Annotated in this window: 23 protein-coding genes and 1 tRNA gene; 6 read left to right on the top strand and 18 right to left on the bottom strand. The window is 50.6% G+C overall.

Annotated elements, in window-relative coordinates; translation table 11 throughout:
• Positions 1-471 precede the first annotated feature (471 nt).
• The 13 genes from H6G89_RS18060 to H6G89_RS18000 form a co-directional block, all read right to left on the bottom strand.
• Complete coding sequence (locus H6G89_RS18060; protein WP_190508873.1) at positions 472-1,518, bottom strand: hypothetical protein; 1,047 nt, start codon at positions 1,516-1,518, stop codon at positions 472-474.
• 196 nt (positions 1,519-1,714) lie between these two features.
• Positions 1,715-2,383: a GNAT family N-acetyltransferase gene (locus tag H6G89_RS18055; protein WP_190508871.1), complete on the bottom strand. Its 669-nt coding sequence runs from the start codon at positions 2,381-2,383 to the stop codon at positions 1,715-1,717.
• A 140-nt stretch (positions 2,384-2,523) separates the two neighbouring features.
• Positions 2,524-6,282: a PAS domain S-box protein gene (locus H6G89_RS18050; protein WP_190508869.1), complete on the bottom strand. Its 3,759-nt coding sequence runs from the start codon at positions 6,280-6,282 to the stop codon at positions 2,524-2,526.
• Positions 6,283-6,456: 174 nt separating this feature from the next.
• A complete protein-coding gene (locus H6G89_RS18045) occupies positions 6,457-7,065 on the bottom strand; it encodes a DUF3318 domain-containing protein (protein WP_190508867.1) in 609 nt (202 codons plus the stop codon).
• Positions 7,062-8,441, bottom strand: coding sequence for a cytochrome c biogenesis protein (locus H6G89_RS18040; RefSeq protein WP_190508864.1), 1,380 nt, complete (start codon positions 8,439-8,441; stop codon positions 7,062-7,064). Before H6G89_RS18040 ends, H6G89_RS18045 begins: the two co-directional genes overlap by 4 nt.
• A gap of 99 nt (positions 8,442-8,540) precedes the next feature.
• On the bottom strand, positions 8,541-9,281 hold the full coding sequence (locus H6G89_RS18035) for a cytochrome c biogenesis protein CcdA (RefSeq protein WP_190508862.1): 741 nt from the start codon (positions 9,279-9,281) through the stop codon (positions 8,541-8,543).
• A gap of 366 nt (positions 9,282-9,647) precedes the next feature.
• Entirely contained in the window at positions 9,648-10,793 is a 1,146-nt protein-coding gene (locus H6G89_RS18030; RefSeq protein WP_190508860.1) for an amidohydrolase family protein, read from the bottom strand.
• A 38-nt stretch (positions 10,794-10,831) separates the two neighbouring features.
• The gene (locus tag H6G89_RS18025; protein WP_190508858.1) at positions 10,832-12,169 is read right to left on the bottom strand and encodes a glutamine synthetase family protein; all 1,338 of its coding nucleotides are present in this window, start codon (positions 12,167-12,169) and stop codon (positions 10,832-10,834) included.
• 44 nt (positions 12,170-12,213) lie between these two features.
• Positions 12,214-12,510: a hypothetical protein gene (locus tag H6G89_RS18020; RefSeq protein WP_190508856.1), complete on the bottom strand. Its 297-nt coding sequence runs from the start codon at positions 12,508-12,510 to the stop codon at positions 12,214-12,216.
• Between the two features lie 113 nt (positions 12,511-12,623).
• Positions 12,624-13,634 (bottom strand): homogentisate phytyltransferase, encoded by a 1,011-nt coding sequence (locus H6G89_RS18015; protein ID WP_190508853.1) that lies wholly within the window; start codon positions 13,632-13,634, stop codon positions 12,624-12,626.
• 60 nt (positions 13,635-13,694) lie between these two features.
• Positions 13,695-13,841, bottom strand: coding sequence for a hypothetical protein (locus tag H6G89_RS18010; protein WP_190508851.1), 147 nt, complete (start codon positions 13,839-13,841; stop codon positions 13,695-13,697).
• A gap of 351 nt (positions 13,842-14,192) precedes the next feature.
• Positions 14,193-14,480: an STAS domain-containing protein gene (locus H6G89_RS18005; RefSeq protein ID WP_190508849.1), complete on the bottom strand. Its 288-nt coding sequence runs from the start codon at positions 14,478-14,480 to the stop codon at positions 14,193-14,195.
• Between the two features lie 198 nt (positions 14,481-14,678).
• On the bottom strand, positions 14,679-15,011 hold the full coding sequence (locus H6G89_RS18000; RefSeq protein ID WP_190508848.1) for an NIL domain-containing protein: 333 nt from the start codon (positions 15,009-15,011) through the stop codon (positions 14,679-14,681).
• A 210-nt stretch (positions 15,012-15,221) separates the two neighbouring features.
• Here H6G89_RS18000 and H6G89_RS17995 point away from each other — a divergent pair.
• Both H6G89_RS17995 and H6G89_RS17990 read left to right on the top strand, forming a co-directional pair.
• Positions 15,222-15,294, top strand: a tRNA-Thr gene (locus H6G89_RS17995).
• 481 nt (positions 15,295-15,775) lie between these two features.
• Complete coding sequence (locus H6G89_RS17990) at positions 15,776-16,090, top strand: hypothetical protein (protein ID WP_190508846.1); 315 nt, start codon at positions 15,776-15,778, stop codon at positions 16,088-16,090.
• 89 nt (positions 16,091-16,179) lie between these two features.
• Here H6G89_RS17990 and modB read toward each other — a convergent pair whose 3' ends face one another.
• Both modB and modA read right to left on the bottom strand, forming a co-directional pair.
• The gene (gene modB / locus H6G89_RS17985) at positions 16,180-18,030 is read right to left on the bottom strand and encodes a molybdate ABC transporter permease subunit (protein ID WP_190508843.1); all 1,851 of its coding nucleotides are present in this window, start codon (positions 18,028-18,030) and stop codon (positions 16,180-16,182) included.
• A 107-nt stretch (positions 18,031-18,137) separates the two neighbouring features.
• Positions 18,138-18,935, bottom strand: coding sequence for a molybdate ABC transporter substrate-binding protein (gene modA, locus H6G89_RS17980; RefSeq protein ID WP_190508840.1), 798 nt, complete (start codon positions 18,933-18,935; stop codon positions 18,138-18,140).
• A gap of 135 nt (positions 18,936-19,070) precedes the next feature.
• Between modA and H6G89_RS36250 the strand changes: the two genes are divergently transcribed.
• Together H6G89_RS36250 and H6G89_RS17970 are read left to right on the top strand one after the other, a co-directional pair.
• Positions 19,071-19,535, top strand: coding sequence for a TOBE domain-containing protein (locus H6G89_RS36250; protein WP_190508838.1), 465 nt, complete (start codon positions 19,071-19,073; stop codon positions 19,533-19,535).
• 143 nt (positions 19,536-19,678) lie between these two features.
• The gene (locus H6G89_RS17970) at positions 19,679-20,299 is read left to right on the top strand and encodes a hypothetical protein (RefSeq protein ID WP_190508836.1); all 621 of its coding nucleotides are present in this window, start codon (positions 19,679-19,681) and stop codon (positions 20,297-20,299) included.
• A 269-nt stretch (positions 20,300-20,568) separates the two neighbouring features.
• Here H6G89_RS17970 and H6G89_RS17965 read toward each other — a convergent pair whose 3' ends face one another.
• Positions 20,569-21,915 carry an aspartate aminotransferase family protein gene (locus H6G89_RS17965; RefSeq protein ID WP_190508834.1) on the bottom strand — a complete coding sequence of 449 codons (1,347 nt, stop codon included), beginning with the start codon at positions 21,913-21,915 and terminating at the stop codon, positions 20,569-20,571.
• Between the two features lie 245 nt (positions 21,916-22,160).
• Between H6G89_RS17965 and H6G89_RS17960 the strand changes: the two genes are divergently transcribed.
• Both H6G89_RS17960 and H6G89_RS17955 read left to right on the top strand, forming a co-directional pair.
• Complete coding sequence (locus H6G89_RS17960) at positions 22,161-22,859, top strand: AzlC family ABC transporter permease (protein ID WP_190508832.1); 699 nt, start codon at positions 22,161-22,163, stop codon at positions 22,857-22,859.
• Positions 22,856-23,146 (top strand): AzlD domain-containing protein, encoded by a 291-nt coding sequence (locus H6G89_RS17955; RefSeq protein WP_190508828.1) that lies wholly within the window; start codon positions 22,856-22,858, stop codon positions 23,144-23,146. The genes H6G89_RS17960 and H6G89_RS17955 overlap by 4 nt, the downstream gene beginning before the upstream one ends.
• Before the next feature lie 103 nt (positions 23,147-23,249).
• Here the strand turns inward: H6G89_RS17955 and H6G89_RS17950 are convergent, their stop codons facing one another.
• Together H6G89_RS17950 and nblS are read right to left on the bottom strand one after the other, a co-directional pair.
• Positions 23,250-24,845: an Hsp70 family protein gene (locus tag H6G89_RS17950; RefSeq protein ID WP_190508820.1), complete on the bottom strand. Its 1,596-nt coding sequence runs from the start codon at positions 24,843-24,845 to the stop codon at positions 23,250-23,252.
• Positions 24,846-24,868: 23 nt separating this feature from the next.
• On the bottom strand, positions 24,869-26,890 hold the full coding sequence (nblS, locus tag H6G89_RS17945) for a two-component system sensor histidine kinase NblS (RefSeq protein ID WP_190508818.1): 2,022 nt from the start codon (positions 26,888-26,890) through the stop codon (positions 24,869-24,871).
• Positions 26,891-26,959: the final 69 nt, after the last annotated feature.

The following is a 26,959-nucleotide window of genomic DNA, read 5'->3' as shown; positions in this document are numbered from 1 at the left end:
GCAATGGCTCAACCCCGGATGCTGGGGAAGCTTTCTGACTCACCTCCGCCGCATCGAAGGCAGCTACGGCTATAACCACCGAAAACTTCTCAGACATCCTCTAACGCTGATGTGTAGAGCGATAACTACTAAAAGGGCTTGGTACACCAAGCCCTTTTACTTTAACGTCATACCAAATCAAATGGTGTTCAAGACAGATATCGGTAGGGGCAGGTTTTGCAGATAAGTGCTTGGGTTTGCCGTTAGTAAACAGCTAAACCCGCCCCTACAAGCGTCCGCATTTGCACTGGAAACCATTTAAAGCGGTATCAGTTTGGTTTAAGAGCCCGGCGAATGAATTCGCGGCTACTAGAGCGAAGTTTGCCGATGCGGACTCCGGAAAATCAAGGTTTGACGAACTGACGCAGGTCGGTTTTGCTGCGATAGCGGCGGTTTTAACCGCCGAAATCCTTATCCCGAATTCACGTTACTTTAGGGAACGTCTAGCTGCAAATCCCACAACACCTCTTGCACTTCCATCACTTTTTGAGAATTGTTTTGAGCTGCAAACAGAACTTTTGCTCTATTCAAGCTTTCGCTAGCAGCCTGTGGTTGCTGGTTGCGATATAGTGCCATTCCCAGGCGATAGTGGGCATCGGCATCATCGGGGTGGTGCTTTGCTACCGCTTGTAATTGAGCGATCGCCTTTTGTTCTTTAAGGGCTGAGGGGTTGGGTAGATGGCTCATCAGATCTGCGACTAATGAGTCCTGGGGTTGAACCGTTGCCAGAAACGCCATAATTTCCTCTAGAAGGCGTTCCTGACTTTTGAGATGAGGAGTATAGATCAAGGTTAATGGCAAGACCTCATAAGACTTGAGCACCAACACAACGCGATATTGATAAGTGGTTTTACCTTTACTCCGAGCCTTGTGTTTTGACAGTCTAACCCTCTCGATTTGCTCCAGAGGATGAGTGATGGCTTTGGTTCTTGCCAGGCTTTGGTGATTGAGCCAGACAGTCCCCTGCTGCTTGTCAAACACACAGGTTGTTGTGTTAGCAAACATGAGGATGCTACCCCCTATGGCTCCCATCAAAGCTCCCAAGAGAAATCGGTTGAGGCGTTCATCCCGTTGCACCATCAGGGTGGACTGACCAGGATTCTCAAGAAAGGTATTAATTTGAGCCGCGATCGCCTCTACCTGGGTGCGATCGCTTGACGACCCAGCGAATGCGATGTTCTCAGTTGGGGTTTGGAGGATGAGGGAGTAATAATTAACCTTTTGAATGCGGCTGGCCCATATCGTTGCACGGTTAACCGTCTCCAGAGCAAGCGAACGGGAGGAGGATTGGAACCATTGAGTGGTGGTGAGGTTGCAAGTGCCTTGAGGAGGTTGGAGGCGATCGCACTGTAATGTGACGTTTTTTCCAGATAAAGCTAGAAGGAAACCTGCCAGCACAAAAAGACCACCCAATGTCCAGAATCCAAATGGGCGGTGGCGCAGAACTAACCGATCAGGGGTTTGCTCTAAAATCTTCATGCATGGCTCCAGCAGGGGAGGGTGTTTATGGGTTTACCTTGCCCGTACTACCGATTGCGTTAAACAAAAACCAGATAATTTTCATGAAATTTTATAGCCGTAGCCACATTCGGTGGGGCGGAGGCGAAGGCAGACTGGGCTCCAGTAGCCGCGAATTCATGCACCAGGTACTTTGCCGAACTGACGCTATTGATGGCTATAACAACCGACTGATAAGCGTAAGGACAACGTAGAGCAGAAAAGCAGCGAGTGCCAGGATGAAAACCCAAGCCCCTACGGTTTTGATCACATGCATTGCGGGATAGAACTGCTTCGATCGCCGTTGAGTTGAGATGCCAAACCGCCGCTCTCGTTCAAGATTGGGGGCATCAACCCGTTGCTTCTCGTTAACCTTGGGCGTTCCAGTGAGTTTTTTCTCTAGATTGACGCAGCGTATCCAGTGTTTCCCTTCCGAGTAGAAGCCCGTTTTCCAAAGGATTTGATAGCCTCTGGCTTGATAAAAATCCACGGTTGCTAGAGACGACATAACGTCAAATGTTTTGTCCCCCCGCCCCATGCCGATTTGTTCGATCGCCTCTAGCAGTTGGGTTCCGACTCCCTGCCGGATGTGCTTCGGATCAACGTATACGCCAGCGATGCTGGGTTTCGATGTCATAATTGCTGCGAATCCAATGATTTCTCCCTCATATTCAGCGACCACGCCAATCTCATCTCCGGCGGATCGAGCATTGGCTTGGCTCTGCACCAGAGACTCTACCTGCGTTGAATTGTAGGTGATTGACAGTTTTCTCAGGGCAGTCGCTTGGACTTCAAGAATCTTGTCTAAATCACTGGGTTGCGATCGCCGAATGTGAACGTTCAACATACACGTCTGCTGGGTAATCGCTAACGCTTTACCAGTTGATCCACCAGAGGAACCACAATTTCGGCAAATGAGGATAACAACTGGGTAGAGAGGTGAGGGAGTGATGGGGTACCCCTATTCCCTTCCCCATTCCCTACTCTCTACTCCCCATTCCCAGCATTGGGCTGTGCCACCGAGGGAATCGCCAGTGGCAGCGTCAGCCAGAAGGTTGAACCCTCGCCCGGAATGCTATAGACCCCAATTTCGCCACCGTGGGCAGTGATGATCTGACGACAGAGATACAAGCCCAAGCCGATACCTGTAGAGTGCCGCGACTTCGGCCCACGGGTGTAGCGTTGGAAGAGGCGATCGCACACTTCTTTTGACATCCCCATGCCAGTGTCATTGAGGGTAAAGCGCACCATTTCCTCCCCTAAGGTTGCGTTGAGGGTGATGTGAATGCCGGGAGGGTTGTGGTGTAGGGCGTTGGTAATCAGGTTTTCAAAGACACGACGCAACTGCACCGGATCGGCATTCACCAGGGGTAGGTTAGGCGGCACTTGATTGTCAAAGGTGGCTTGGTTTTTGACGATCAGGGGTTCGAGATCTTCCACAATCACCTGAGTCAGCAGGCTCAGTTGCACCAGTTCATAGTGCAGTGTCACGCCCCTGGTTTCACTGGAATGAGCCTGCAACAGTGAGGTGATCAAATGCAATTGATGATCGCTGCTATGCATCATCCGTTCCAGAATGGAGCGTGAAATCGGCATGGGATCACCCGCTTGATTGAGCAGGTTTTTGAGCACCAAGGAGATACCCATGACGGGCGTTTTGAGGTCATGGGAGAAGGCATTGAGAAATTCGTCCTTCAGGTCATTGAGGTCTTGCAGTTCCTCCATTTTTTGCTGCAACTGGGCGGTGCGTTCGGCAACCTGGCGTTCCAGTCCGGCGTTGAGAGTTTGCACCTGATTGTAAAGTTGTGCCTGTTGAACCGCGATCGCCACTTGGGTTGCCAACTGTTCCATCAGGTTCACCTCAAAGGCATGCCACTCACGGGGAGCCTCGCACTGGTGCGCGACTAATGCACCAAACAATCGCCCCTCAGACACGATGGGGATGCCCAAGGTAGCGCGCGTCTGATAGCGTTCAAAGGCGGTTTTTGCGCGCGGGGGGAGGTCAATCTGATTGACATCATTAATGATGAGACTGCCTTGCTGATAGACCGTTTTCATCTCTTCGTAGGCCGTCTGGTCAATCACCCAATCGGACACCGAGGGAAAAGCAGGATTCCCCGACTCAGAAACAATTTGACCGTTGCCAGCGGCATCAAATTGACCGATAAACACGCGATCGGCTTGCAAAAACTGCCGCACTTCCGCCACGGTGGTGTTGAAAATCTGTTGCAAGTTCAGAGATTGGCGAATCCGCAGGGCAATCTCGGCTAAGAGGCGATCGCGTTCTTCAGAGCGTTTGCGTTCGGTGATGTCGATAATGGAATCGATCAGACACATCTCATCGCCGATTTGAATAATTTCGGCAGAGAATAGCCCAACACGAATGTCGCCCGATTTGATCCGAAAGGGAAACTCTAACCCGCGTACCGACCCATGCTCAGTTAGAAGTTTTACGACGGTTTCGCGGTCGCGCTGGTTGACCCAAATCTGCAAATCGCGAGAGGTTCTCCCCAGTGACTCCTCCCGTGAATAGCCAGAGGTCTCGACATAGCTGTCATTGACCTCGATAAAGCGACCTTCTTGTAAAGTGGCGATCGTCATCGGGTTCGGGCTAGAGCGAAACGCCTTTGAGAACTTTTCTTCAGAGGTTCGCAGTGCCACTTCAGAGCGTTTGCGATCGGTGATATCGCGCACGATCGCCAGTGCTTCATCCTCTCCGCTGACGACCACTCGCGCCTCATAATCGCGGATATTTGGCTCATCTGCGGCAACAGGTGGCAGGTTGGGGCTAATGGAGCGATAGAGCGAACTGGCGCGATCGCGTCCGTTGAGTTGCAACTGATATTCAAACCGTTGCATCGTCCCCGTCTTCAACGCTTGCTCAATGTAGAACAGGCGTTGCTGGGCCAGATCCGATGGCAAGACATCCCGGATGTTTCGACCAATCAGTTCATGGGCAGGCAACAGTGAGGTATTGTCGTCGTCTACTTTGCAATCGAGATAGGTGCCATCCCGGTGAATTAGAAACATCAAGTCGGGAATCGCATTTACCAGGGCGCGGTTGCGAGCCTCACTTTGTAGAATAGCGGCTTCCGCTTGTTTGCGCTCGGTGATGTCTCGAATGCCCGCTACTCGAACTCGTTGACCCCGATAAGACAACGGTTTGGCACAGACTGAAGCCATAAAGGTCGAGCCATCCTTGCGAAGTCCGACGCTCTCATACTCATAGGATTGATCGGGAGAGGTGAGCGATCGCCACTCTTTCACCACTGCCGCTCGATGATCCGGAGCCACCAGATCGAGCACAGGCATACCAATCATCTCCTGGCAACTGTAGCCCAGCATCCCCTCTGCTGAAGGATTCACATCCAGGATCTGGTTGAAATCGTGAATGATAACCGCCTCAGAGGTCGCCTCAAAAAAGCTTTGTAGTCGTTCTTCGCTGGCACGCAACTCCGCCTCAACCCGTTTGCGATCGGTGACATCGCGCACGATTGCCAGCACTTCATCTTTGCCGCTGACGACCAACCGGGCTTCATAATCTCGCAAGCCCTTGTCATTCAGCAATTGATATTCGCAAATCTGTAATTCTCCCGTTTCCAGCGTTTTACGAATCGTTTGCAAGGACAACTCCGCCACCTCTGGCGGCAATACATCGTGGAGGTATTGCCCGACGATCGCCTCACGCGGCATATCCGTTTCAGGGCTACCTTTAAAGTCGAGATAGCGACCATTGAGACTGAGCCGAAACATCAAATCTGGAGTGGCATCCAGCATCGCACGATAACGCGACTCACTGTGCCGAGAAGCTTCCTCCACGCGCTTGCGCTCGGTGATATCCACCAGTACCCCATCCCACAAAAGACTGCCATCGGGCAACCGCTCTGGTCGCGAAAATCCCTGGAGCCACTTTACCTGCCCTGAAGCGGTAATAATGCGCCCTTCCCAATTCCAGGGTTGCATGGTGACGCTAGAATTCCTGACGGATTGTTCAAAATTGGCGCGATCGTCGGGATGGCACAGGTGGGAGAGGTGACAAAAATCAGCCTGGACAAACTCTGGCGACAGTTCCAATAATTCCTGGCATCCCGAACTGGCAAACAACACCTGGCGCGTTCCATCTGGCTTCAAGAGAAACTGGTAGATCATGCCGGGAATATTGGCGGTGATCCGTTGCAGTTTCGCTTCACTCTGACGCAGAGCCATTTCAGCCTGTTGACGGGCGATCGCTCCCCCAAGACTGGCTGCCATCGTTTGCAAGACAGCTTCTTCATCCTTTGACCATTGCCGTTCCCGTTTGCAATCATCAAAGCCAATAAAGCCCCACAGACTGTCGTTGACAAAAATTGGCACAATCAGAATGGCATAGACATCCTGAACGGGCATATGGTCTATCTCGTCTGGCGACAATTCCCGCAGGATGCAACTGATCGCTTGCCCTGCCTGCAACGTCTCTAGCCAGTCTACAAACCTGCCAACATCAAATGTCCAATCATCTAAGTCGGGGTTGTCACTCAACGGTGGAACCGACTCATGCACCCACTCAAACCGCTGACTGGATGCAGGTTCTCCAGTGAGAGGATGGGGATGAATATCGCAAATGTAGACGCGATCGACCTGTGTCACTTGCCCCAGCGTTGTTAGAGCATTGTGAATGGCACTGTCAAAGTCGCGGCTGGTCAAAAGTTGACTGGTAGCCTGGGCGACTCCTCGCAGGAGGTTAGATCGGTCGGAACTGAGAACCATGAATGACCACACTCCAAAGGATGCAACTCCCTTTTTACCTTTGTCGATGGGGTGATGCTGTCGAGCCTTGGCTTATTTATCGCATCAAATGTAACGTCTTGACTGCTCTTTTAAGCATAAAAACAGGTCATCTAGGTAGAGTGAGCGGGTGTGCTTAGCACGCCCGCTCACTCTTTACTCGCTTCGCATGGACTGCGGCACACCTACAGGAGACAGACCCGCGATCGCCTTCAAATTTTGGCTACGTAGCAATTCAGTGAAGGTATTCGGACGTTCTTCAATCCGAGCCAGCGATTCGATCGCGCTGACCAAGTTACGAGCCGCTTCTGTCTCGGTGTAGCCCCGTCGTACGGCGGTTTGAATCGCGGCTTCATCCGCTTCCAGTTCCCGTTGAGTGCTGCGATTGCTGCGCCAAATCTGCAACCCTGCCAGGGTGGTCAAGGCTCCAGCGGCGATCGCCCCCACCATATCAATTTGCGCCAGTTCCACAATTGTGCCCACCACTCCAGCGGCGACCAAACCCGTGGCGGGAGTTGGTTTCAGCCACTTCACCGACATCAACCAACTAACCGTTCGCAGCAACACCATATCCCGCTGCGGACGGGGCATCTCGCGCCACAGGTCAAAGTTAATCACGATGGGGCGAGCCTGTTTCCAGGGCACCGGAAACTCGGTTGTGATGACGCTGGCTTGCTCTGGCTTACTGACCAGCTTGCAATACATTCGCCCTGATGCAGGCATCAACTCGATTAAACGGCGAATCTCAGAATCAGGGTTTGTCATGATGGTTGAGAGGGTTGGGGGGAATTCAAAGGCTTCTCTAACTGATTTAGAATGTCTAGCATTTCGCGCTCAAACGCAACCTGTGCCCGGTTCGTTCTGCCCCCAATATAGAGGCGATCGCCCGATTGCAGTGCCCAAACCTGGGAATGGGAAAAGTAGCTCATCGCCACACCCACCATCAGCAGCCCAAAGCCCAGATAAACAATGGGAATGCCGGGATCGGCTTTGATTTGCAATCCGGTGCTACCAATCAACTCGACCACTGAGAGCCTCACCCCGTTGACCTCAATCTCCATCCCCTGTCGCGTCGTGGAGAGCAAGTTACCGTCGTTGTCGTAGATCAAGACTGTACCCTGTAAGTCCTTTGCGACGAGGGAAACGCCCTCACTCAGGTCAGGCTTGGTGGGGATCCAGGTGCCCCAGACACGCCCATTGGGAACCGCCAGTTTTGCCATTGGCAGTTGCAGCACCGGGCTATTGTTGAAGCGGACTCGCACCGCGGCGATCGCCCAGTCGGCCTGATACATCGTCACTCCGTGATAACGCAACGGCTCATTCACATGAATCGTTTTGCGCTTTACCTCGTTGCCCTGAGCGTCGAGGATCGACAGGTCGGAATAAAACTGGTCGATCGTGCCGTTGGGGGTGTAGTCAATCCAGAAGCGATTTACCTTAGCTGACCAATCTTTGGGAATCTGCGAAGCTGCCCAGGGACCTGCATCAAAGACGTGTTCTACCTTAAAGGTTTCGTAGCTGGGAACCATCTCCTGAGCAAAGAAACCCGTCATTGCCCCAAAAATCGACCCTGCCAGAATAATCAACATGCTGACATGAACGATGATGGGACCAATTCGCCCAGCAATGCCCTTGCGAGCGTAGATCGTGTCACCATCCTGATAGGTGCGATAGCGTTTGCTTTGCAACAGAGGCAACACCGCCGATGCTGAGATGGCATCCATTTCCGCACTCAACGCCAGCTTTTCAAATTGTCGGGGTTGGGTGTAGTAGCTCCATCGTTGCGCCGATTTGAGGGTCGGCAGTTGACGGGTAAAACTACAAGCCGTCAGGCTAGAGCCGAACAAAATCAGCAATGCCAGAAACCACCAGGTGCGGTAGACGTGATCGAGTCCGACTTGCAAAATCACCTTCCAGGTGAGAAAGCCAAACAGAGCCGGATGCTCCGGATAGTTGGCTTGATAAAACTCCAGCGTTTCACCCTGCTCGATCACGGTGCCAGAGATGCTAAAGATAGCGATCGCCAACAACAACACGATCGCCAAGCGCAAATCAGACAGCAGGGGCAACAATTCCTTTTGAAAATACTGCTGAGGCAGTTTACTTAAGGTTGTCCAATTAGAAGGAGTCTCTGAAGCCATGGGAAATCAAAAGGTTTAGGTGAGGAGAGACGCGATGAATCACGTCTGTACATTTGAATCATAGGGAGCGATGAATCATGTCTGTGCATCTGAATGATTTCAAACGCCTGAAGGAAACAGTCGAAACAGCAGCGAAAATACGCCAAATCCAACCAGTAATGCGCCACTGGTGGGCGTAATCCAACCTGACCAACGACGCAACTCCAAAATCTTTCTAATCGATGCGGTGAAGGTTCCTGCCAGGATCAACGGTGCGACATAACCTGCGGTGTAAGACAACAGCATCACCCCACCCAACACAGGATTATGAGTGGTAGACACCCATGCCAGCAACGTTGCTAGAACGGGAGTGCTACAGGGAGACGCGACCAGCCCAAACGTTAGCCCCAACAGGTAGGCTCGAACGCCTTCGGGAGCGGTCTTGGGAATGAAATCTAACCCTGTAAAGGAGGGCAACTGCAACGGCAACGCCTCTAACAGGTTGAGTCCCATGAGAATCGAAACGACACTGACCACAATCGGCAGACCGATCCCGACTTGACCGTATAATTTGCCTGCGATCGCCGCCACAATTCCCAAAATCGCAAGCGTTGTCGCTAACCCCAACGAAAACCAGGTAGACTGGGCAGCCGCCCGGACTCGACTAGTTGCCTCATAACCCCCGATATAGCCAATCGTGATCGGTAGCATCGACAACATGCAAGGAGTGAGGCTGGTCAATAACCCCGCCGCAAAAATGATCCCCACACTGAGCGGAGTCAAATGAGTCAATTGATCCGCCACTTGCCCATTAGCAAACTGCTCCAGCCCATAGAGCCAGGTTCGGAAAGTTTCCAGCATAGGTGCGATCGCCCAATCCTCTAAAGATCCCCAGACTCAATTCTATCGCGAGGAGTAGAGCAGCTTTGTCATGGGTTTAGGCTGCAAGTGCGTAAGTCCTTCCCCAATTGAGATTTGATTAAGTTTTTACGGAATTCAACGGAGAAGTGATGATTCTGTGAAAGGGAGAACAATCGTGAATTCACGGCGGTCAACGTGGGTAGGATCCAGTTATCCTCTGGGAAATTGATCCCGCTTGTACTACCCCGTTTCGATTGATTGGTGGAGAGGAAGATGATGAAACTGAATTTAGACTTAAGAGTTGACACGATTCTGACAGCGATCGCCCTGACCGCCACCCTCAGTTTGCTTGCTGTATTCGAGAATTCATCTTTCTGGAACAGTAGTCGCTCTATCACCGATTCGGTAGAGAACACTAGCATTGCCAGCCAAAATCGCAACAGCGACTTCTTCCGCTTCTAACGCGGTTAGATCGCCATCTTGAATAGCTTGCTCTAACACCTGTGCCAGTGCCTCTCGCCCCCATTTGGCTCCCAAATAGTACAACTCTGGGATGAGATGGGCATCAGAAGAATACATCAATTTGCTGGTAGGGCTGAGTTCAAGCATCATGGCGATCGCCTGTCGCATCCCTGCCACACTCAAAAATGGCACCGCCAGACCACAATCCAGATAAACCTGAGGATAAACAGCTGTCAAATATCCGGCTTCACGGGTAAAGGGATAGGCAGCGTGCAACAACACAATGGGAACGGTCTGATAGCGGGGATTTTCGAGTAGTGGTCGCAGATGAAGCGGATTCGCCAGACGCAGATCCAGGTCAGGATCACCAAAGCCTGTGTGAAATTGCACGGGTAGCTGATAACGAGCGGCGATCGCCAGTGCCTCATGCAACAGAAAGTCAATTAGAGGTTTATCTGCTAATCGAATGCGTTGTCCAGGAAAGCCTTGCTGAATGGCATAAAACGAGTCTGCTGCCATGTCGTAGGGAATCGATTGAATGTCTAATCCAGTGCGATAGGCAGCTACGCTTTTGAAGCCGATCACCCCTTTGGGGGGTGGGTCTAACTCACTGCGAAACCATTCCAAAAAAATTTCAAACCGATTTACCTGGGGAATCATCTGCTCCGCTAACCATTCCAACCGTAGCAGGCGATGAGTCGTGACAAAGGGCTGGTGCCATTCCACTGGCAAGATCGTGTCTGGCAGAAACCCATCATCCAACACGATCGCCTTCAAATTCGCCGCCCCAAAGCAGAGGCGAGTCAGTTCCTCTAAACCCAACTCAGTCCGTCGTCTCAGGATTGTCTCCTGCGTAGAGTCACAATTGAGCAATTCCGCAATCTCCCGCAGGCTACGGCGATAGCACAATGTATGGTTGGCATGACCGTTCACAATTGCCGGGGCGTATCCTTCTGTAAAAGCGGCAGTGTATGGCGTGTTCGCCATGACCTCTGGTCGCAACAGGTTGTGGGCGTGCTGGTCGATCGCGCTGATATGAGATAAATCCATTCTCTGCCCCCTACTCCCGCTTCCTACTTCCCATTTTTTCAATACCGCTCCAACAACAACTTGACCTCGTCCTCCAAGCTCATCTCCTTGAGGGCTTGCCACTCGGCTCGACGCACCGCAAGAAAGGCTCTGGCTAAATCTGCACTGAGTGCATTCAACAGCGTGTTGTTTTGGCTCAAGTGGGCGATCGCCTCTCCCAAGTTGGTGGGCAGCCGATCAACTCCCTGGTTCACCCGTTCCTGCTCAGGCATATACCCTGGGTCAACGCTGACAGGTTCTCCCGGCTCAAGCCCTCGTTGAATGCCGTCTAAACCAGCGGCGATCGCCGCCCCCAATGCCAGGTAGGGATTAGCAGATGCATCCACCGTCTTGAGTTCGATGTGTGTGGGAGCACCAACGGGATTGCTGGGAACGCGCACCGCAGCTTCCCGATTGTCTAGACCCCAACAGCGGAACGCTCCACTCCAAAAATGAGGTTGCAGGCGACGATAGGAGTTGACGCTGGGAGTCGTCACCGCCATCAAAGCGGGTAAGTGCTCTAGAATGCCTGCGATGAAAGCGATCGCCGTTTTAGACAGGCCACTGGCACTATGGGGATCGGAAGAAATGTTCTGCCCATCCTGCCACACACTGAGATGCAGATGACAGCCGCTGCCAGCATGGTTAGCAAAAATCTTGGGTAAAAACGAGGCACGTAACCCATGCCGCAATGCCACCCCCCGGACGGTTTCTCGAAAGGCGATTTGCCAGTCTGCCGCTCGCAGTGCATCAGTGTAGCGGATGGAGATTTCGTGTTGTCCCGGACCCGACTCTGGGTAGTAGCGTTCGACGGGAATACCTTGAGACAACAGGGCTTCAGCAATGTCATCAATGACGGGCTGGTTTAAGTCCATGCCCAGTGTCGCTGCAAACACAGTTTGATCGGCTGGAGTCAGTTCATCGGGTGAAGTAGGCGATCGCAACAAGTAAAATTCATGCTCAAAGGCGGCTTTGATCTGCAAGCCCATTTCATCTGCCTGGGCAATCATCCGCTTGAGAAACGATCGCGGACATAATGCCCACGGTTTTCCCTGATGCACCATGTCTCCCATCACCCGCGCATGACCTACTGCGTAGGGCAACGGGTTGAGGGTAGACCAGTCAGGGGTTAACCACACTTCACCCACCGGACCCAACCCACTCTCCGCTGCAACCGCGTCATACATGACGGGAATGGCTTGTTGAGCGATCGAGATACCGATGCCGTGGGTCTGATGCTCTGACAAAAACCCAACGTGAAAGGCTTTGCCCCGAATCACATTCGCATTATCACACCAGAGAATGCGGACAAAGCGTGTCCCTTGCGATTGCAAAATTTGAGAGAGGTTGCTCCCCATAGATGCCCATTAGAGGTGAATGCTGAGCGATCGCCCATCTCTCTCTAATCGTCATCTTCCTCCCGAGATCTATTCCGCTCCCTGCCTCGTTGTTTGCCTTCAGACTGAACATTTAACTGAGGTTCAGGGTTGGTTTGAGATTGAATCTCAACCGGAGCAGCACCTGGCACGGTAGAAGCAGGCACTACAGAAGTCGGAGGAGTGAAAAATCGCTGCACCAAAATGGGGATTATAGCAGCGGCAGTGAGAGAAATCGTTCCAAGTAAGCCCTGGATCGCTAGCGTTTTTAGCTTGTCGCTCAACTTACCAGAGGTTGGAGAAGGGGTGTTGTTTTCCGTCATGAAAGTTTAATCTTGCCCACTAAACTTTACGTTAAGTCCGATACTAAAACCCGGTACGCTACGCTTGCAGACGACTAAATCCCCAAAATAGTTCCTGAAATTAGGACTGACTGCTACCCCAGTAAACAGGCAATCGGAAACAGCAGATATTCCAGAAAAAACAGTTTCCAAATAAATTGGTAGAACCGAGCAATCTGGGCTTTATCTTGTAGATCGACGCGCAAGCTGTACCACCAGAACAAAGCTAAAATCACGCTGTGAACCCCAATCAACAACGCTGTATTGACCTGGGGCATCCATCGGGCAGCCATCATGATGCCCACATAACAACTGGTCAAAATCCAGCGGCAGAGGTTAAATACGGCTCGCTGTCCCAGACGAATCGTAAACGTCGTAATGTTGTAGCGTCGATCGCCTTCCATATCTGGAATGTCCTTGAACAGGGCGATCGCCAATGTAAACACCAGAATAAAGGCTGTCAGCACCCATACCGTGATGGGTATGGCTGTGTTTTGCTGCAACCGATCGTTAAAGTGCAGAAACAAGCCTACATTCACCACAACCCCACGAACAGTGAAGATGCAAAACGATGCCCATACGGGGAATCGCTTTAAACGAATAGGCGGGAGTGAGTAGGCAGTGCCGATCGCCAAACTAATGCCAATCGTAGCCAGTAAAAAATGACCCTGGAGAACAGCAAGGGCGATCGCCACAATACCTGTTAATACGACAATAACTTGCGCCTCCCGCCGAGAAAATTCCCCTGACGCAAGTGGCAAGTGAGGTTTGTTGACCCGATCGATCGCTACATCCTCTAACTGGTTAAGCCCCACAATGTAAACATTGCCGCAGAGACACGCCAGCAACGTTGGCAATACTGCATCCATGATTGCTGCTTGTCCCGCTGTTAGCAAGGCATTGAAGCCTTCAGCAGAAGACAACACTCCAACACGGGATAGAGCAATGCAATACAACCCCAAAACACTGAGTGTTGTACCAACAACGGTATGGGGGCGAGAAAATTTCCAAAATGCGTAGAGCCAGGGAGCGTGCTGCTGTAAAACGTTGGTTTTAGCCCTGGGTTGAGACGTAATCGGGGGCTTTTGCGGTGAAATCTGGCTCATGAATGCCTGAATGAGAGTTTCCGCTTGATTTTAAGCAATTTCTGCCCATTCAGGAATCAATTATTGATCACCACGCTTGCGCAGTGAGGCAATCATCTGCCGCTTCACCGCACTTGCCCACAAATCAAAATTGAAGTCGGCACCGGATGTGTTGCCAGAGGTAGCAACAACTTGGTCTTGATGTTTTTTGTCAGCTCTTTTATCCATAATCTGCATTGATCTAAAACTAGGGCACAGGAATCAGGGCAAGCGATGACAAGTATTTTTAATCCAGTTAACAAGTAATTCTAATCTAACCTTTTATATGGTCAGGGAAAAGTCTTCTATGCAGTTGACGCATTAACAAAATGCAATTTTTGAATGGTAGTGATACGACCCCAAAATTGTGAGCTAAAGCCTGCGACTGACTGGTGATACCGATTTAGATGGTTTCCCGTGCAAATGCAGATGCTCGTAAGGGCGGGTTTAGCGGTTTACTAACGGCAAACCTAAGAACCTATCTACAAAACCCGTCCCTACCGACATCTGCCTTGATCACAATTCAATTTGACTATGAGGTTATTTGCGGCGGAAAAATTGCAGCACCCCTGCCATCTCTAGAACGACCTTAACTTGGGGGGCTACTCTTTGTAGCGATAAACGGGCGCGGCGTTGTTTTGCCTTCAAAATTCCCTGAATCAAGACATCTGCGCTGGGAGGATCAATAAACCGAGTTTGACCCAAATCAAGGATGAGAGACACCCCTGCTTGTAATTTTTCATCTAAATCCTTAGCCAGGAAAGGAGCAGTACAGCAGTCAATACGTCTGGGTGCATAAACCGTGATTACTTCGGGAGTGCCGTTCATAAACCCATCCTAGGGGTGCGAAGGTTTCTGTAGCTGCTATCCAGTCCGATAGAAGCAAATCATTGTTTCTATCGCTAGATATTGCTATATCTCCGATGTAATCAAACTTGCTCAGTTACTGGCATCCGTAAAATTTGGCTTTTGTGGTTGCCAATGCTGGTACCCTTTAGGGTTATTTTGAATGTCTTATCACTAGAACTACGGATGTCCGGAATGGTTGATTTCATTTAGGTAAGCCAACGCATTGCGAACTTGCTTGACCTTACCTCGCAACTCCAGAGTAAACCAGCGATCGCACCTTAGATTAGTTGCAGCAGGTGCTGAAGTGACGTTGACTGCAATCCGATGCTCGGAAATGAGGCGAGAGATAATCGGCTCTCGATGAAAGTTTTTAGGAATTTGTAAGCGGATATGGGTTTGAATGAGACGATTATCGTCAATCAGGTCGGCGATGGCTTGCGAAGGATTGAGCAGATCAGGAGTCGTTAACCCTGAAGCGGAATAATCTGAATCTAAATACGGAGAAACCATACCTCAAACCCTCTACACAGCGGTAGTAATATTACTGGTTTAAATGTTTTTAAGAGGAAGTGATAGTCTCAATCGCTGATTTTGCTTAATCTTCTTGGTTAGTCGTGCTTTCATAAAGATTCCGTGTTTCTACCTGGGAGGTAATTCTAAATAAGTCAGGGGAAACTTGGAAAAGAACGATCCGAAATAGTGTTATAGTATCTGTTGATTGCTGGTGTAGCTCAGTTGGTAGAGCAGCTGACTTGTAATCAGCAGGTCGCAAGTTCGAATCTTGTCACCAGCTTGTCCGTCCTACCGTTGTTTTGCTTCATTGCCAGGGGTTCTAGCCTCTGGCAATTCGTCTTTTGAGGGTATCGGTTAATCGATAGCTGACTGATTAAGGTATTGGCTCTCTGACCAAAGCTATCCTCTCCATCCAAAGGGAACGAGGGTTAGCCCAACTGCAACTGCTAGAAGCTTGTATCTCGAACTCAACTTAGAAATACTCGTACCCCAAACCCAAGGAATCTTGAAACGTTGACCACGACCGGCTTTTGGAATGCGAGTACAGGCTTAACGGTGACCCCCTTATCGCACCCATAAATGCTACCAATATAGTTGGTAATCAAAAAATGCTCGTATGTCTTTGGTGCGCTCTAACAGCAGGAAGCGATCGCTCTACAAATCGGTTATCTCGTTAGAACTTACACATCAATGCAGCGGATAAATTCACCGTTGTACACAGCCAACCCTTCACCCTTCGTTATTACTCCCGCAAGTGACCTATGCAACCGTCTGCACTTCCTCCTGATGATCGCGCCTTGCTCTTACAACTTGAAGAGGCGGTCAACAAACACTTTTATGATGGATGCGATCGCATTACACAAGCACTGCTGGCTCACTGCCAGTGGTCAATCGCAGTGAATCTGGATATGCCAATCCTAACCATTACCTGTACCAACGCTGAAACTTATTGGAGTATCGTAGGCAACATCAGAAACATCAGTGAATATTTGTCACGAGTGACACGCATGAGCAGAATTGAGGTGATTCCGGGCGATCGGAAAAACATCTATTTTGAAGTTGAAATTGGTGCGTGAAGCAGCGACAAAAGGTATGAGTTTGGGAAGGTTGGGTTCCAAGCCGAGGTCACCATGATCGTGCCGTTGTGATCACTGCTTGAGGCTAGTTAACCAGCCATCAGCATCAGACGCAGGGGATCAAACTGCACATACCAGGGAAGAGGATGATCCTTCAGCACCTGCCACTTTTCCTTAAATACTTCGGCTTGCACATGGTAGTCCTGTGCTCCGTCCGGTTGATCGTTCAACTTGAGAAACAGGGTCATACGATGTGGAGTTTCGCTGGTGGAGGCTAACCAACAGGGGAAGGTATTCGGCAAACCCAGATCGGTTGGTGTAATGCTGATCTGATGAGCGCGAATTCCCACATCGGTGGAATGGTCGGCGATCGCTTCTGCAACTTGCAATTTAACGCCCCAGTCGATCGCCTCTATGACGTCTGGTTCAACTGCCGCAGCACGGGAAAAGTTTTTACATCCCGTGAGCTGAGCCACACGCACGGTTTGGGGGTGTTCAAAAATGCGGTGCTTAGAATCAAAGGCGATCGCCCTTCCTCCTGACATCACCATGAGCTTTTCACAGACCCGAAAGGCTTCCTCCAGGTTGTGGGTTACAAACAGTGTCACCCCTGAATAGGTTGATAGCGTCTCGATTAATTGTCGTTCGACCTGAGCACGCAGGTAGGTATCGAGTGCCGAAAATGGCTCATCCAGCAACAATGCCTCTGGCTCTGTTGCCAGTGCTCGTGCTAAGGCTACCCTTTGTTGTTGTCCGCCGGATAGTTGATGGGGATAGCGATCGCCCAATCCCCCTAACTGGACTAATGCAAGTTGTTGGCTCACCCGTTGCGATCGGACTGTTTTGGGCAAATGCTGCAACCCAAAGGCAATGTTTTGGGCGACGGTCATGTGAGGAAATAGAGCGTAGTTCTGAAACACCAGACTGACTTTACGCTGATGACTTGGAACATTGATTCGCCGCTCCGAATCAAACAACAATTGACCATTTAAGACAATGCGACCTTGAGTAGGTGTTTCAACACCTGCAATGCAGCGGAGAGTCATGCTTTTACCAGAACCTGACCCCCCCAGCAATCCCAGCGTCTCTTGTTGAGCCGCAAATGCTGTATTCAGCGTAAAGTTGGTGAGTTGTTTTTGAATATCAACCAACAATCCCTGCTGCGTATCCGAGAAGGTCGGCTTGACCAGGGGCACAATTTGAGGAGATTCAGCCCGTTGACCCCTACTGGTAACAGGTTCATTCGCTTCAACCACCCCAAACGAAAGCCCCCGAACCTTGCGCTCATACTGCTTTTGCCACAAATTTACTGCAATGATGCCCGACAGCGAGATCGTCATGATGATACTGACCCATAGCCATGCCTCATTCATTGCCCCTGCTTCTACCGCAAAGTAAATCGCCATGGGAATGGTTTGCGTTTGCCCAGGAATGTTTCCTGCCAGCATCAGGGTTGCACCAAACTCCCCTAACGCTCGCGCAAATGCAAGTGTGGTTCCCGCTAAAATTCCCGGCACCGAAAGAGGCAGGAGGATGCGCCAGAAAATCCGTGCCCTGGAGGCACCCAACGTTTGAGCTACTTGGAGCAGACTGCTATCAACCTGCTCGAATGCCCCCAATGCGGTTTTATACATTAAGGGAAATGCCACCACGGTAGCGGTGATCACAGCGGCATACCAGGTGAAGACAATGGTGAAATTAAACTGCACCAGTAACTGCCCAAAAAGACCATTTCTGCCAAACAGCAACAACAGCAAAAAGCCCACTACCGTTGGCGGCAGGATCAACGGTGAAATGAAAATCCCTTCAATAATGGACTTCCATCGTCCTCGATAACCCAGCATCCAGTAAGCTGCTGCAATACCTGTAAAAAACGTGGCAAGGGTAGCAAGCCCTGCGGTTTTAAGCGAAATCCACAACGGGGAAAGCTCGGGGGTCATGTGGAAAGTAGGGAGTGGGAGAGTAGGAGAGTAAAAGAGTGGGGGAGTGGGGGAGGTGGAGCGTTCATTACCTATCACTCCATCACCTCTCTACCCCATGCCCTGCTTTAGGAGGCAATGCCAAAGCCATAGCGTCGGAATACGGCCTGAGCCTGGCTACTGCTCAGGAATCGAGCATAGGTACGAGTGGCTTCTTGGTTGCGGCTAGTGGCAATTACTGCCATCGGGTACACGATGGGTGAGTGTAAGTTGCTGGGAGCAGTTGCCACTTGTTGCACCTGATCTGCAATGCGAGCATCGGTTGTGTAAACTACTCCTGCATCAGCGTTGCCACTTTCAACGCTTGCCAACACATTACGAACTGAGTTTCCGAGTACAAATTTGGATTGTAGTTGGTCTAAAATTCCCAGGTTAGTAAATAATTCTTCAGCGTATTGTCCGGCAGGAACGCTGCGTGGTTCTCCGATTGAAATGTGTCTGACTCTGGGATTGGTTAACTGCCGGAAGCCACTGAGTTGCAACGTAGAGTTACGTGGCACAACTAAAACCAGGTTGTTCGTCAGCAGATTGCGACGGGTGTTGGAGACGATGAGATTGCGTTCTTGCAGTGTATTCATTTGTCGGGCAGCCGCCGAAATGAAGAGGTCAACGGGTGCACCTTGTTCAATTTGTTGTTGTAGCGGTCCAGACGCAGCAAAGTTGTAGTTGATGGTGATGTCCCGGTTGGCTCGTTCAAACATTGGATCGAGCTCTTCGAGGGCATCTTGGAGACTGGCAGCAGCAGCGATCAATAGGGTTACCGATTGGGCCTTAGCAGGAGTGGGCAGGATAAACCGAACACCGATCGCCAGCATGAGTGTCGCCAGCAATCCGCTGAGAAAAGCGAGAACGCGTCTTCGTTTCATAAGACCAAACTTGAATTGAATTGGGAAACCGAGTTGGTGCTGTTAATTCAGAACGATTAGACCTGCAATCTGTCGCTAGAATTAATTGATGAGCAAATAGTACCAACTTTATACCAACTTATTTAGTATTCTACGATGCCAAGAAAGGAACAAGGCTGGATTACGTTTCAATCGTCGGATGAAGAAAGGCAAATTCTGGAGCAGATTTGTCAGCAAACGCAGCGGACTAAAACCGAGATTTTACGGGAAATGATTCGGCAAATGGGGCGATCGCTCCCTTCTGAGTCGATTGATGTTAACACCATCGAATTCTCCGAGGATTTAGAGGAAGAAGATGAGATGCCGCTCACAGGTAGTGCTGAAACAGTCAGTACTGCAACGTTACCAACGGTGCAGATTAGTGCCCGCAATATTCTAAGAGCGAAAGTGAAGCGGATTGTCAAAGGGACTGTAAATGCAGAAGTCACTCTGGCGATTGCCCCAGGCGTGGAGTTGGTGTCGATTGTGACGCGAACATCCGCAGATAACCTGGGATTAAAGAAAGGAAAAGATGTTTTTGCCGTGATTAAATCCAATAGTGTGATGATTGCTGCAAATTGATGTGCCAGAGGCTCAATCTGAATTGAGTCTTATTTATCCTCTTTCTTGAAGTAGAGCGATCGCACCTAAAGCTCGTCCTTACTGTAGATACAGTGCTCAAGTGGTTAAGTTAAAGTTAAGGACTTGATGCTTTTTAGTGGATAATGATGGCAAAAAAGAAGTCCAAAAAAAACCATCTTCTTGATGAAGCGCAAGGTAATCAAGGAGTCATGGGTGCTTTAGGTGGAAATGCAAAAACTATTGGTGCAACGATTGTTGGTGCGCTGATTGGTGAAGTTGTTGAAGCGGCGGTAGAGCGACTCATTCAAAAAGCGGGAAATGGCAATGGTCGTCATGCTGACAATGATGATGAGTCTAATGCATCAAACCAAAATGCATCTAATGAGAGCCGTGATTCCTCCAAAGAAGAGACTGCTTCACAGCATCACACAGCTACCAATCCGATTCAAAGTGCAGCGTTTGGTGTTCAAGATAATTTGAGTGATGTGAGGTTATCCATGCGAGATGCGATCGATGCCATTCGGTTAGCAGTTGGAGATGTCACACCCAGTTTTACAGATGTCATGGACACCTTAAAAACAACTCCAAAACATTCTAAGAGGTCTGTCCAACAATCAGCCAGTCACATTGGCAATACAGCAAAAACAGCGGTACAGGAGGCAGTGAGTACTGCTAAAAGTACAGTAGCTGAATTAGTACCCGCCAATTCTGATCCGTTTTCTAAACGAGATAAAAAGAAAGGTAAGAAGAAGAAAAAGAAGTAGAAATAAAGTGTTGAATGAGTCAATGAAAACAACTCGTTGACTGAAAAAAGTAGAACAACAGATGTTGCTAATCTTGGGGATGAATGAGTCGCAAGCAGGATGCTCGCAATGGTTCAAACGATTCACCTGAAAGGAATGTGAGTGCCTCACTCATGTCTGTATCAAAATAATCATCCCTCTATTCAGTAACGCTGAACTACAGACGCTGTCAGGGTGGTTCGCGAACCGCCCTGACAGATGCGTGAATGTGTAGCTCAAATGGAAAGGTATTACGCAGTTTCGCGTATTACCTCAGAGAGCATTTCGACTAACTGGTCGATGTGATGCTTCTCGATAATGAGCGGTGGTGAGAGGGCAATGATATCGCCTGTTGTACGAATCAATAAACCTTTTTCGTAACACCGCAAAAAGATGTCAAAAGCACGAGCCGTCGGCTTTCCAGGAATAGACTCTAGCTCAATCCCTGCAACTAATCCCAGGTTGCGAATATCAATAACATGGGGCAAGCCTTTCAATGAATGAACGGCATTCTCCCAATAGCTCGATATATCCCGTGCTCGTTGGAACAGACCTTCTTCTTCGTAAATGTCCAAGGTTGCCAGTCCTGCGGCACAAGCGACTGGATGACCCGAATAGGTGTATCCATGGAACAGTTCGATCGCGTTGTCAGGTGCATCCATAAACGCCTCATAAATGCCCTTCCGGACAAACACGGCTCCCATGGGAATCGTGCCATTGGTGATGCCTTTTGCGACGGTCACCATATCAGGCATGACATCAAAATGCTCGACTGCAAAGGAACTGCCGAGTCGCCCAAACCCGGTAATGACTTCATCAAAAATCAGCAAAATACCGTGTTTATCGCAGATTTGGCGGAGTCGCTGCAAATAGCCTTTAGGTGGTATCAGCACACCCGTTGAGCCTGCGACGGGTTCCACAATAACAGCAGCAATGTTGGAGGCATCATGCAGTGCCACAAGCCGTTCTAGCTCATCTGCCAGATGGGCACCCCACTCTGGTTGCCCTTTGCTGAAGGCGTTGTGTTCCAGATTGTGGGTGTGGGGCAGATGGTCAACTCCGTTGAGCAAACTGCCAAAGAACTTGCGGTTGGGGCCAATGCCACCGACAGAGATACCACCAAAACCGACCCCGTGATATCCGCGCTCGCGTCCGATGAGCCGCTGACGAGTGCCCTGACCTCGCGCCCGATGATAGGCGATCGCAATTTTGAGGGCTGTGTCTACGGCTTCCGATCCAGAGTTAGCAAAGAAAACATGATCTAGATCGCCCGGTAACATCTTGGCAAGGCGATCGGCTAACTGGAAGGGGCCGGGATGCCCCATTTGGAAAGTAGGACCAAAATCTAAGGTAGCAACCTGTTGGTGAACGGCTTCTACAATTCGGGTACGGCAATGTCCTGCATTCACGCACCATAACCCTGCTGTGCCGTCTAAGACCTGTCGTCCATCCTCCGTGGTGAAGTGCATATCTTTGGCGGAGACAAAGATGCGAGGCTTGGACTTAAACTGTCGATTTGCCGTGAAGGGCATCCAAAAGGCTTCTAATTCGGGTCGCAGTCCTGGATCAGTTGTGGGATGGGTTAGTTCTTGCACCATAGGTTTAACTCGCTGTTGAGCAGAGTGACGTGTGAATGGGTTTGAAGCGTCTAAGTTCCCACATTTTAGCCCGTTCTCCTCATGGTTGAACGTTATGGACACAGCGGTAGAGTGGGGCAGGAGGTGCGAAGGAGCCATTCCCCCTTGTCCCATTCTCTTGGTTGAAACAGAGCAATAACATTCAAGACCCAAGCGATCGCCCTTCAGTAACCTGAGATACAAGGTTCGAGTTCACGGGGGTTCACATGAATGATTTCTTGAAGGGTGCCAGTCGCGTCATTGGCGTGGTGGCTGGTTTCTTTCCAATTGCCGTTAGTTTTGGAGCCGTCTCGGTGCAGGCAGGTATTCCGGCGATCGCCACGATTGGCATGTCAATGGGAGTCTATGCCGGAGCATCCCAGTTTGCCGCAGCGGAGGCGGTGCGTCAGGGGTTGCCCTGGTTCAGCATTGTGTTGACCATGCTGATCATTAACCTGCGCCATATTCCCATGAGTCTGGCAGCGGCTCAAAAAATTTATAACCGGTTTCCCTGGGGCAAACGCTGGCTATTGGCGCATGGTCTGATCGATGAAACCTTTGCCCTGAATATGCTCGACGAACCGCGATCGTTTCTGTACTACCTGGGCATGAATGTGAGTTGCTGGTCTGCCTGGGTTTTGGGCACCTGCCTGGGAGCCGTTGTAGGACTGCAAATCCCAGAACGGTGGTTGCAATTTGCCCTGCCTGCGATGTTCCTCTATTTGCTGACCGATAACGTCCGGCGATTGTGGGGACGTGAGGTTGTAGTGGTCATCGGCATCGGTGTTGCCCTTGCACTGGTCACCCAAAGTTTTGGCTCAACTGGCATCCTGATTGCCATTTTGGGGGTTGCGATCGCCGCAACCCTCCTGCTTAACCCACCCTCATCCGCTTCCATTTCTGATGCTAAGGAAGGTTCTTCATGATCTGGTTGATTATTGCATTAGCTGGCATTGGTACCTATGTAATGCGGAGTTCTGGGGTGTGGGTTCCCCCCAAATTCATCCCGACTCGCTGGCTTGCCCATTTGCCCCTCGCTGTGATTCTGGTGATCACCGTCGGCAGCATTGCCAGTTTTACCGACACTCCCCAAAGTAGCCTGGGAGCGATCGCCGCTACCCTTGCGGTGATTCTCGCCAGCCTCAAAAAGCTACCGATTGTTGTAGGGATCGCGATCGGCTGTGTCGTATTTGGGGCGTTGGCAGGGGCATAGGGAAAGGCTAAAGGATGAAGGCTAAAGGATAAAAGTCTGAGGACTTTAGTTCAGACATGGCATCTCTTTTATTTTTCATCCTTCATCCTTTAGCCTTTCATTTCTAGCTCAACCTCACGACAGGTTTGCTGTCGATTAATGTGTCATTTGCCAGCAAATCTTCAACTGTGATCCGCAGGAAGCGATCGCCATCTACCCAAAACAGCACTTTAATGCGATCGCTGCCGGGATAACCGGGAGGGGTGAGCTTGGCGATGCTGCGGGCTTCGGGGGTGTCGTTGAGGGGTTGCACCTGGCTACTGCCCCCACTGATGCGGCGGGTGACGAGGCGATCGCCCTCAAAGTAAACTTCAGTCTGGCTATTTTCTGACCCCAGTTCGCCAATCACCAATTCAATGCTGGGTTGGTTGTCGATGGAAGCTCCCAGATACAACTCGACGGGTTCTGGCATGGGATAGGGTTGTCCGGCTTTGATGATGGAGTGCCAGCTATGCCCGTTTTTGCGACGATCCCAATAGCGGATGCCGTAGCTGTGATACAGGAAATCCTTGACCTCAACCCCCTGGCTCAGTTGCAGTGCACCGTGGGCGATCGCCTCAAAGGGTTGCTCAAAGCGAATCTTCTCAACGGGGAAGTACTGCTCCACCCAGTCTTTGACCGCTGGAATTTGGGCTGTTCCCCCAACCAGCATGACGGCATCAATATCATCGGCTTCTAACCCCTGTCGCCGTGCCTGCCGTAACACCTGTGTCATCAATTCATCCAACCGCTCAAAGAACTGGTGTTCCTGGAGAATCTGAGTGAAGCGATCGCGATCGAGCTTCAGTTCATAGCTCTCTAACGTCTCATCGTTGAAGTAGGCTTCGGTTGCCTCGGTCTGACTAGAGAGTTGAATTTTGAGGCGTTCTGCCAATCGCAGCGTGACAGGGGTTGCGGCGATTCCCTGTGTGGTAGAAAAGTGATCCACTAGCCAGTTGTCAATGTCTGCCCCACCGAGGTTTTGTCCGGCTTTAGCGAGTACGCGGGCAATCTTAGGACGTTGCGCTGATGATTCCACCGCTTTTTGTCCCCACTTGAGAATAAAGCCCAGGGGTTTTGCGCCCGGTTGGACACTCTTTTCGAGTTGCACCAGCGACAGGTCAAGTGTGCCACCCCCAAAGTCCACGACTAACAAGGTTTTTTCATCGGTTAAGCCGTAGCCTAACGCTGCTGCCGTGGGTTCATCCAGCAGACGAATTTGCTCAATTTGCACCGATTGAGATACGTGCGAGAGCCAGTTGCGATAGGCTTCAAAGCTGTCCACCGGAACCGTTAGTACCAGCGAATTCATCTGAGGATCGATCGCCTGGAGTTGCTGAATCAGGGTCGTCAGGAACCACTGCCCCACCTGCTCAAAGGTGACGCTGCGTCCGTCTAATGCTGGCAAAAATCCTTGAATATCGGTGCCAATGCCGCGTTTGAAGTTGCGAAAGAAGCGAGGGTTGCTAGTCAGGTCTAAGCCGCGATCGCGCACCGATTGCCCCAGTACCACGGTTTCCTGAGTTGCATTCTCGATATAGATCAGACTCGGAATCAACGGTGGATTGTTTGCCAACCGCACTGACAAATCAACCAGGGATAGAGTTTCGGGTTTTCCGGTTGCTGCGTTCCAGCGAGCAATTACCGTGTTGCTGGTTCCAAAGTCAATCGCGTACACCATACTGGTTCAGTCATTCTGGACGATCACGAAGGTTGGGAGGAGCTAGGGCTGAACAAAAGCGGTGAAGCCTCTGCGATCGCATCTGTTGAGGTATGAGACAGCGGCAGTGGCTCTAATACGGGCGGATTCTCTTGAAACACAGCGAGGTCAAACCAGAAGGTTGTACCGACCCCGACCTCACTGACCAGATGCACGGAGCTATGGTGCTTCTCAACAATATTTCGCACGATCGACAAGCCCAACCCGGTTCCCTCCAGGGTATGAACTCGATTTTCAACTCGGAAGAAGCGATCGAAAATGGCTTCCTGGTCTTCAGGATCAATGCCGATCCCTGTATCTGACACCTCAATGCGTACCAACCCCGGTAGATAATCGTTGCTCAGTTCTGCATCCAGCACATAGGCACGGATGGCAACTCGTCCTCCAGCCTGGGTAAACTTCAAACCATTGCCCACCAAATTGGCAAACACCTGCAACAGCAAATCGTAGTTACCCAGTACTGGAGGCAGGTCGGGTTGAATCTCTTGAATCAGTTCGATGCCTTTGTCTTTAGCATTAAGTTGATAAGTTCGCAGGGTTTGCTCAACCGCCTGAGAGATATAAACCGCATCGAAGCTATAGCGTTTGTTCGATTCCAGACGGGACAGATCCAACACGTCATTGACCAACCGGGTCAGGCGATCGGTTTCGCGATTCGCGGTGTCTAAAAACTCGCGTCGCTCTTCATCACTCAAATCTTCCCCGTATTCGTGCAGCGTTTCGATAAACGACTTGATGTTGAACAGGGGCGTGCGGAGTTCGTGAGAGACATTGCTGATGAACTGGCTTTTGGCTTCGTTTAGCTCCACTTCACGAGTGATGTCCTGGACGGTAATAGCAATCCCTTTGAGGGTTTCGCGATACTGATCGAGAACGGTTGTCAACAGGATTCGTACCGTCCGGTGAATCGGTTCTGGAATCGTGATCCGAAACTCTGACCACTCCCTCTCTCGTAACGTTTCAGGAGAGGCAGTCTCAGAGGCGATTTCTGAAAGAGGACGCTTTAGCTCAAGTTTGACGGGGGCGGGCAGGTGTTCTAAGACATGCTCGCCAATCATTGCGTCGTTGCTCTCCCAACCAAATAGCCGACGCGCGGTGGGGTTGACGAGAATCACGTGCATGTTGGCATCCAGCAACACCGCTCCATCGGCGATCGTGGCGACCAGCGTTTCTAACTTGGCTTTTTCAGCCGTCAGTTCTTCAATATTTTGTTCTTCATAGCTTTCTAGCCGCTCCGCCATCTCGTTGAAGTTGAGGATTAGTTCCCCCAACTCACCCCCCAGAGGCAGGTCAATACGTTGCTTGAAGTTTCCAGCGGCAATGTTTTTGACTCCAAACAGCAGTTCTTTAATCGGTTTAGTGATCGTCAGAGCATTAAACACTGCGCCCAAAATCACCATGACCCAGATCGACACAAAAACGGCGATTGTCACATCACGGGTCAGGTGGGATGAGGTCACGACTGTGGGGTTGGGATTCGTCCCCAACGCCAACACACCCAGATATTTGCCCTCGTGCAGAATGGGCACAAACACATCGGTGACTTCGCCATCGGGGGTCAGGTGTTGCCGCACCATGGGGTAGTCAACATTAGCAGCGTAGTTATCCGGCAGTTGAATCCGACGGCGGATGGTCAGCGAGTTCTGTACCTCCGATTCGGAGAAGGGGATGCCAAAAAAGATGTTGCCATCTTCATCGGCATAGATCATGTAGCGGATGCTGGAGGTGCTGCTGTAGAAGCGATGGGAGAATCGAGCTAGCTCTGTTCGATTATCCTCAGCAACCAGAGGAGCAACGTTTGCTGCCAATAACAACCCTAAATCACGCCCGAACCGGGTATCGTTGAGGCGTGCATCTTGCTGAATTGAATTTACCGCCCAAAAGGTGAGACTACTCATCACGAGAGAAACCACGAGCGTTGCAGCTGCCATCAGGCGAGTCTGGAGTGTGAACTCAGACCACCAGCGATGAATAATGGCTCTAATCTGCTCTAAAAACGTTAGCAAGGGAAATCAGGGGTGGGCGAAGGAGGGAGGGATTAAGAAACAACTTTGCCCATCATCTTTGCTCATTAG

Origin of the sequence: Oscillatoria sp. FACHB-1407, assembly GCF_014697545.1 — a bacterium.
Taxonomy (GTDB): Bacteria; Cyanobacteriota; Cyanobacteriia; order Elainellales; family Elainellaceae; genus FACHB-1407.
Note: the sequence above shows the minus strand (reverse complement) of the source record. Positions and strands in the feature narration are given on the sequence as shown.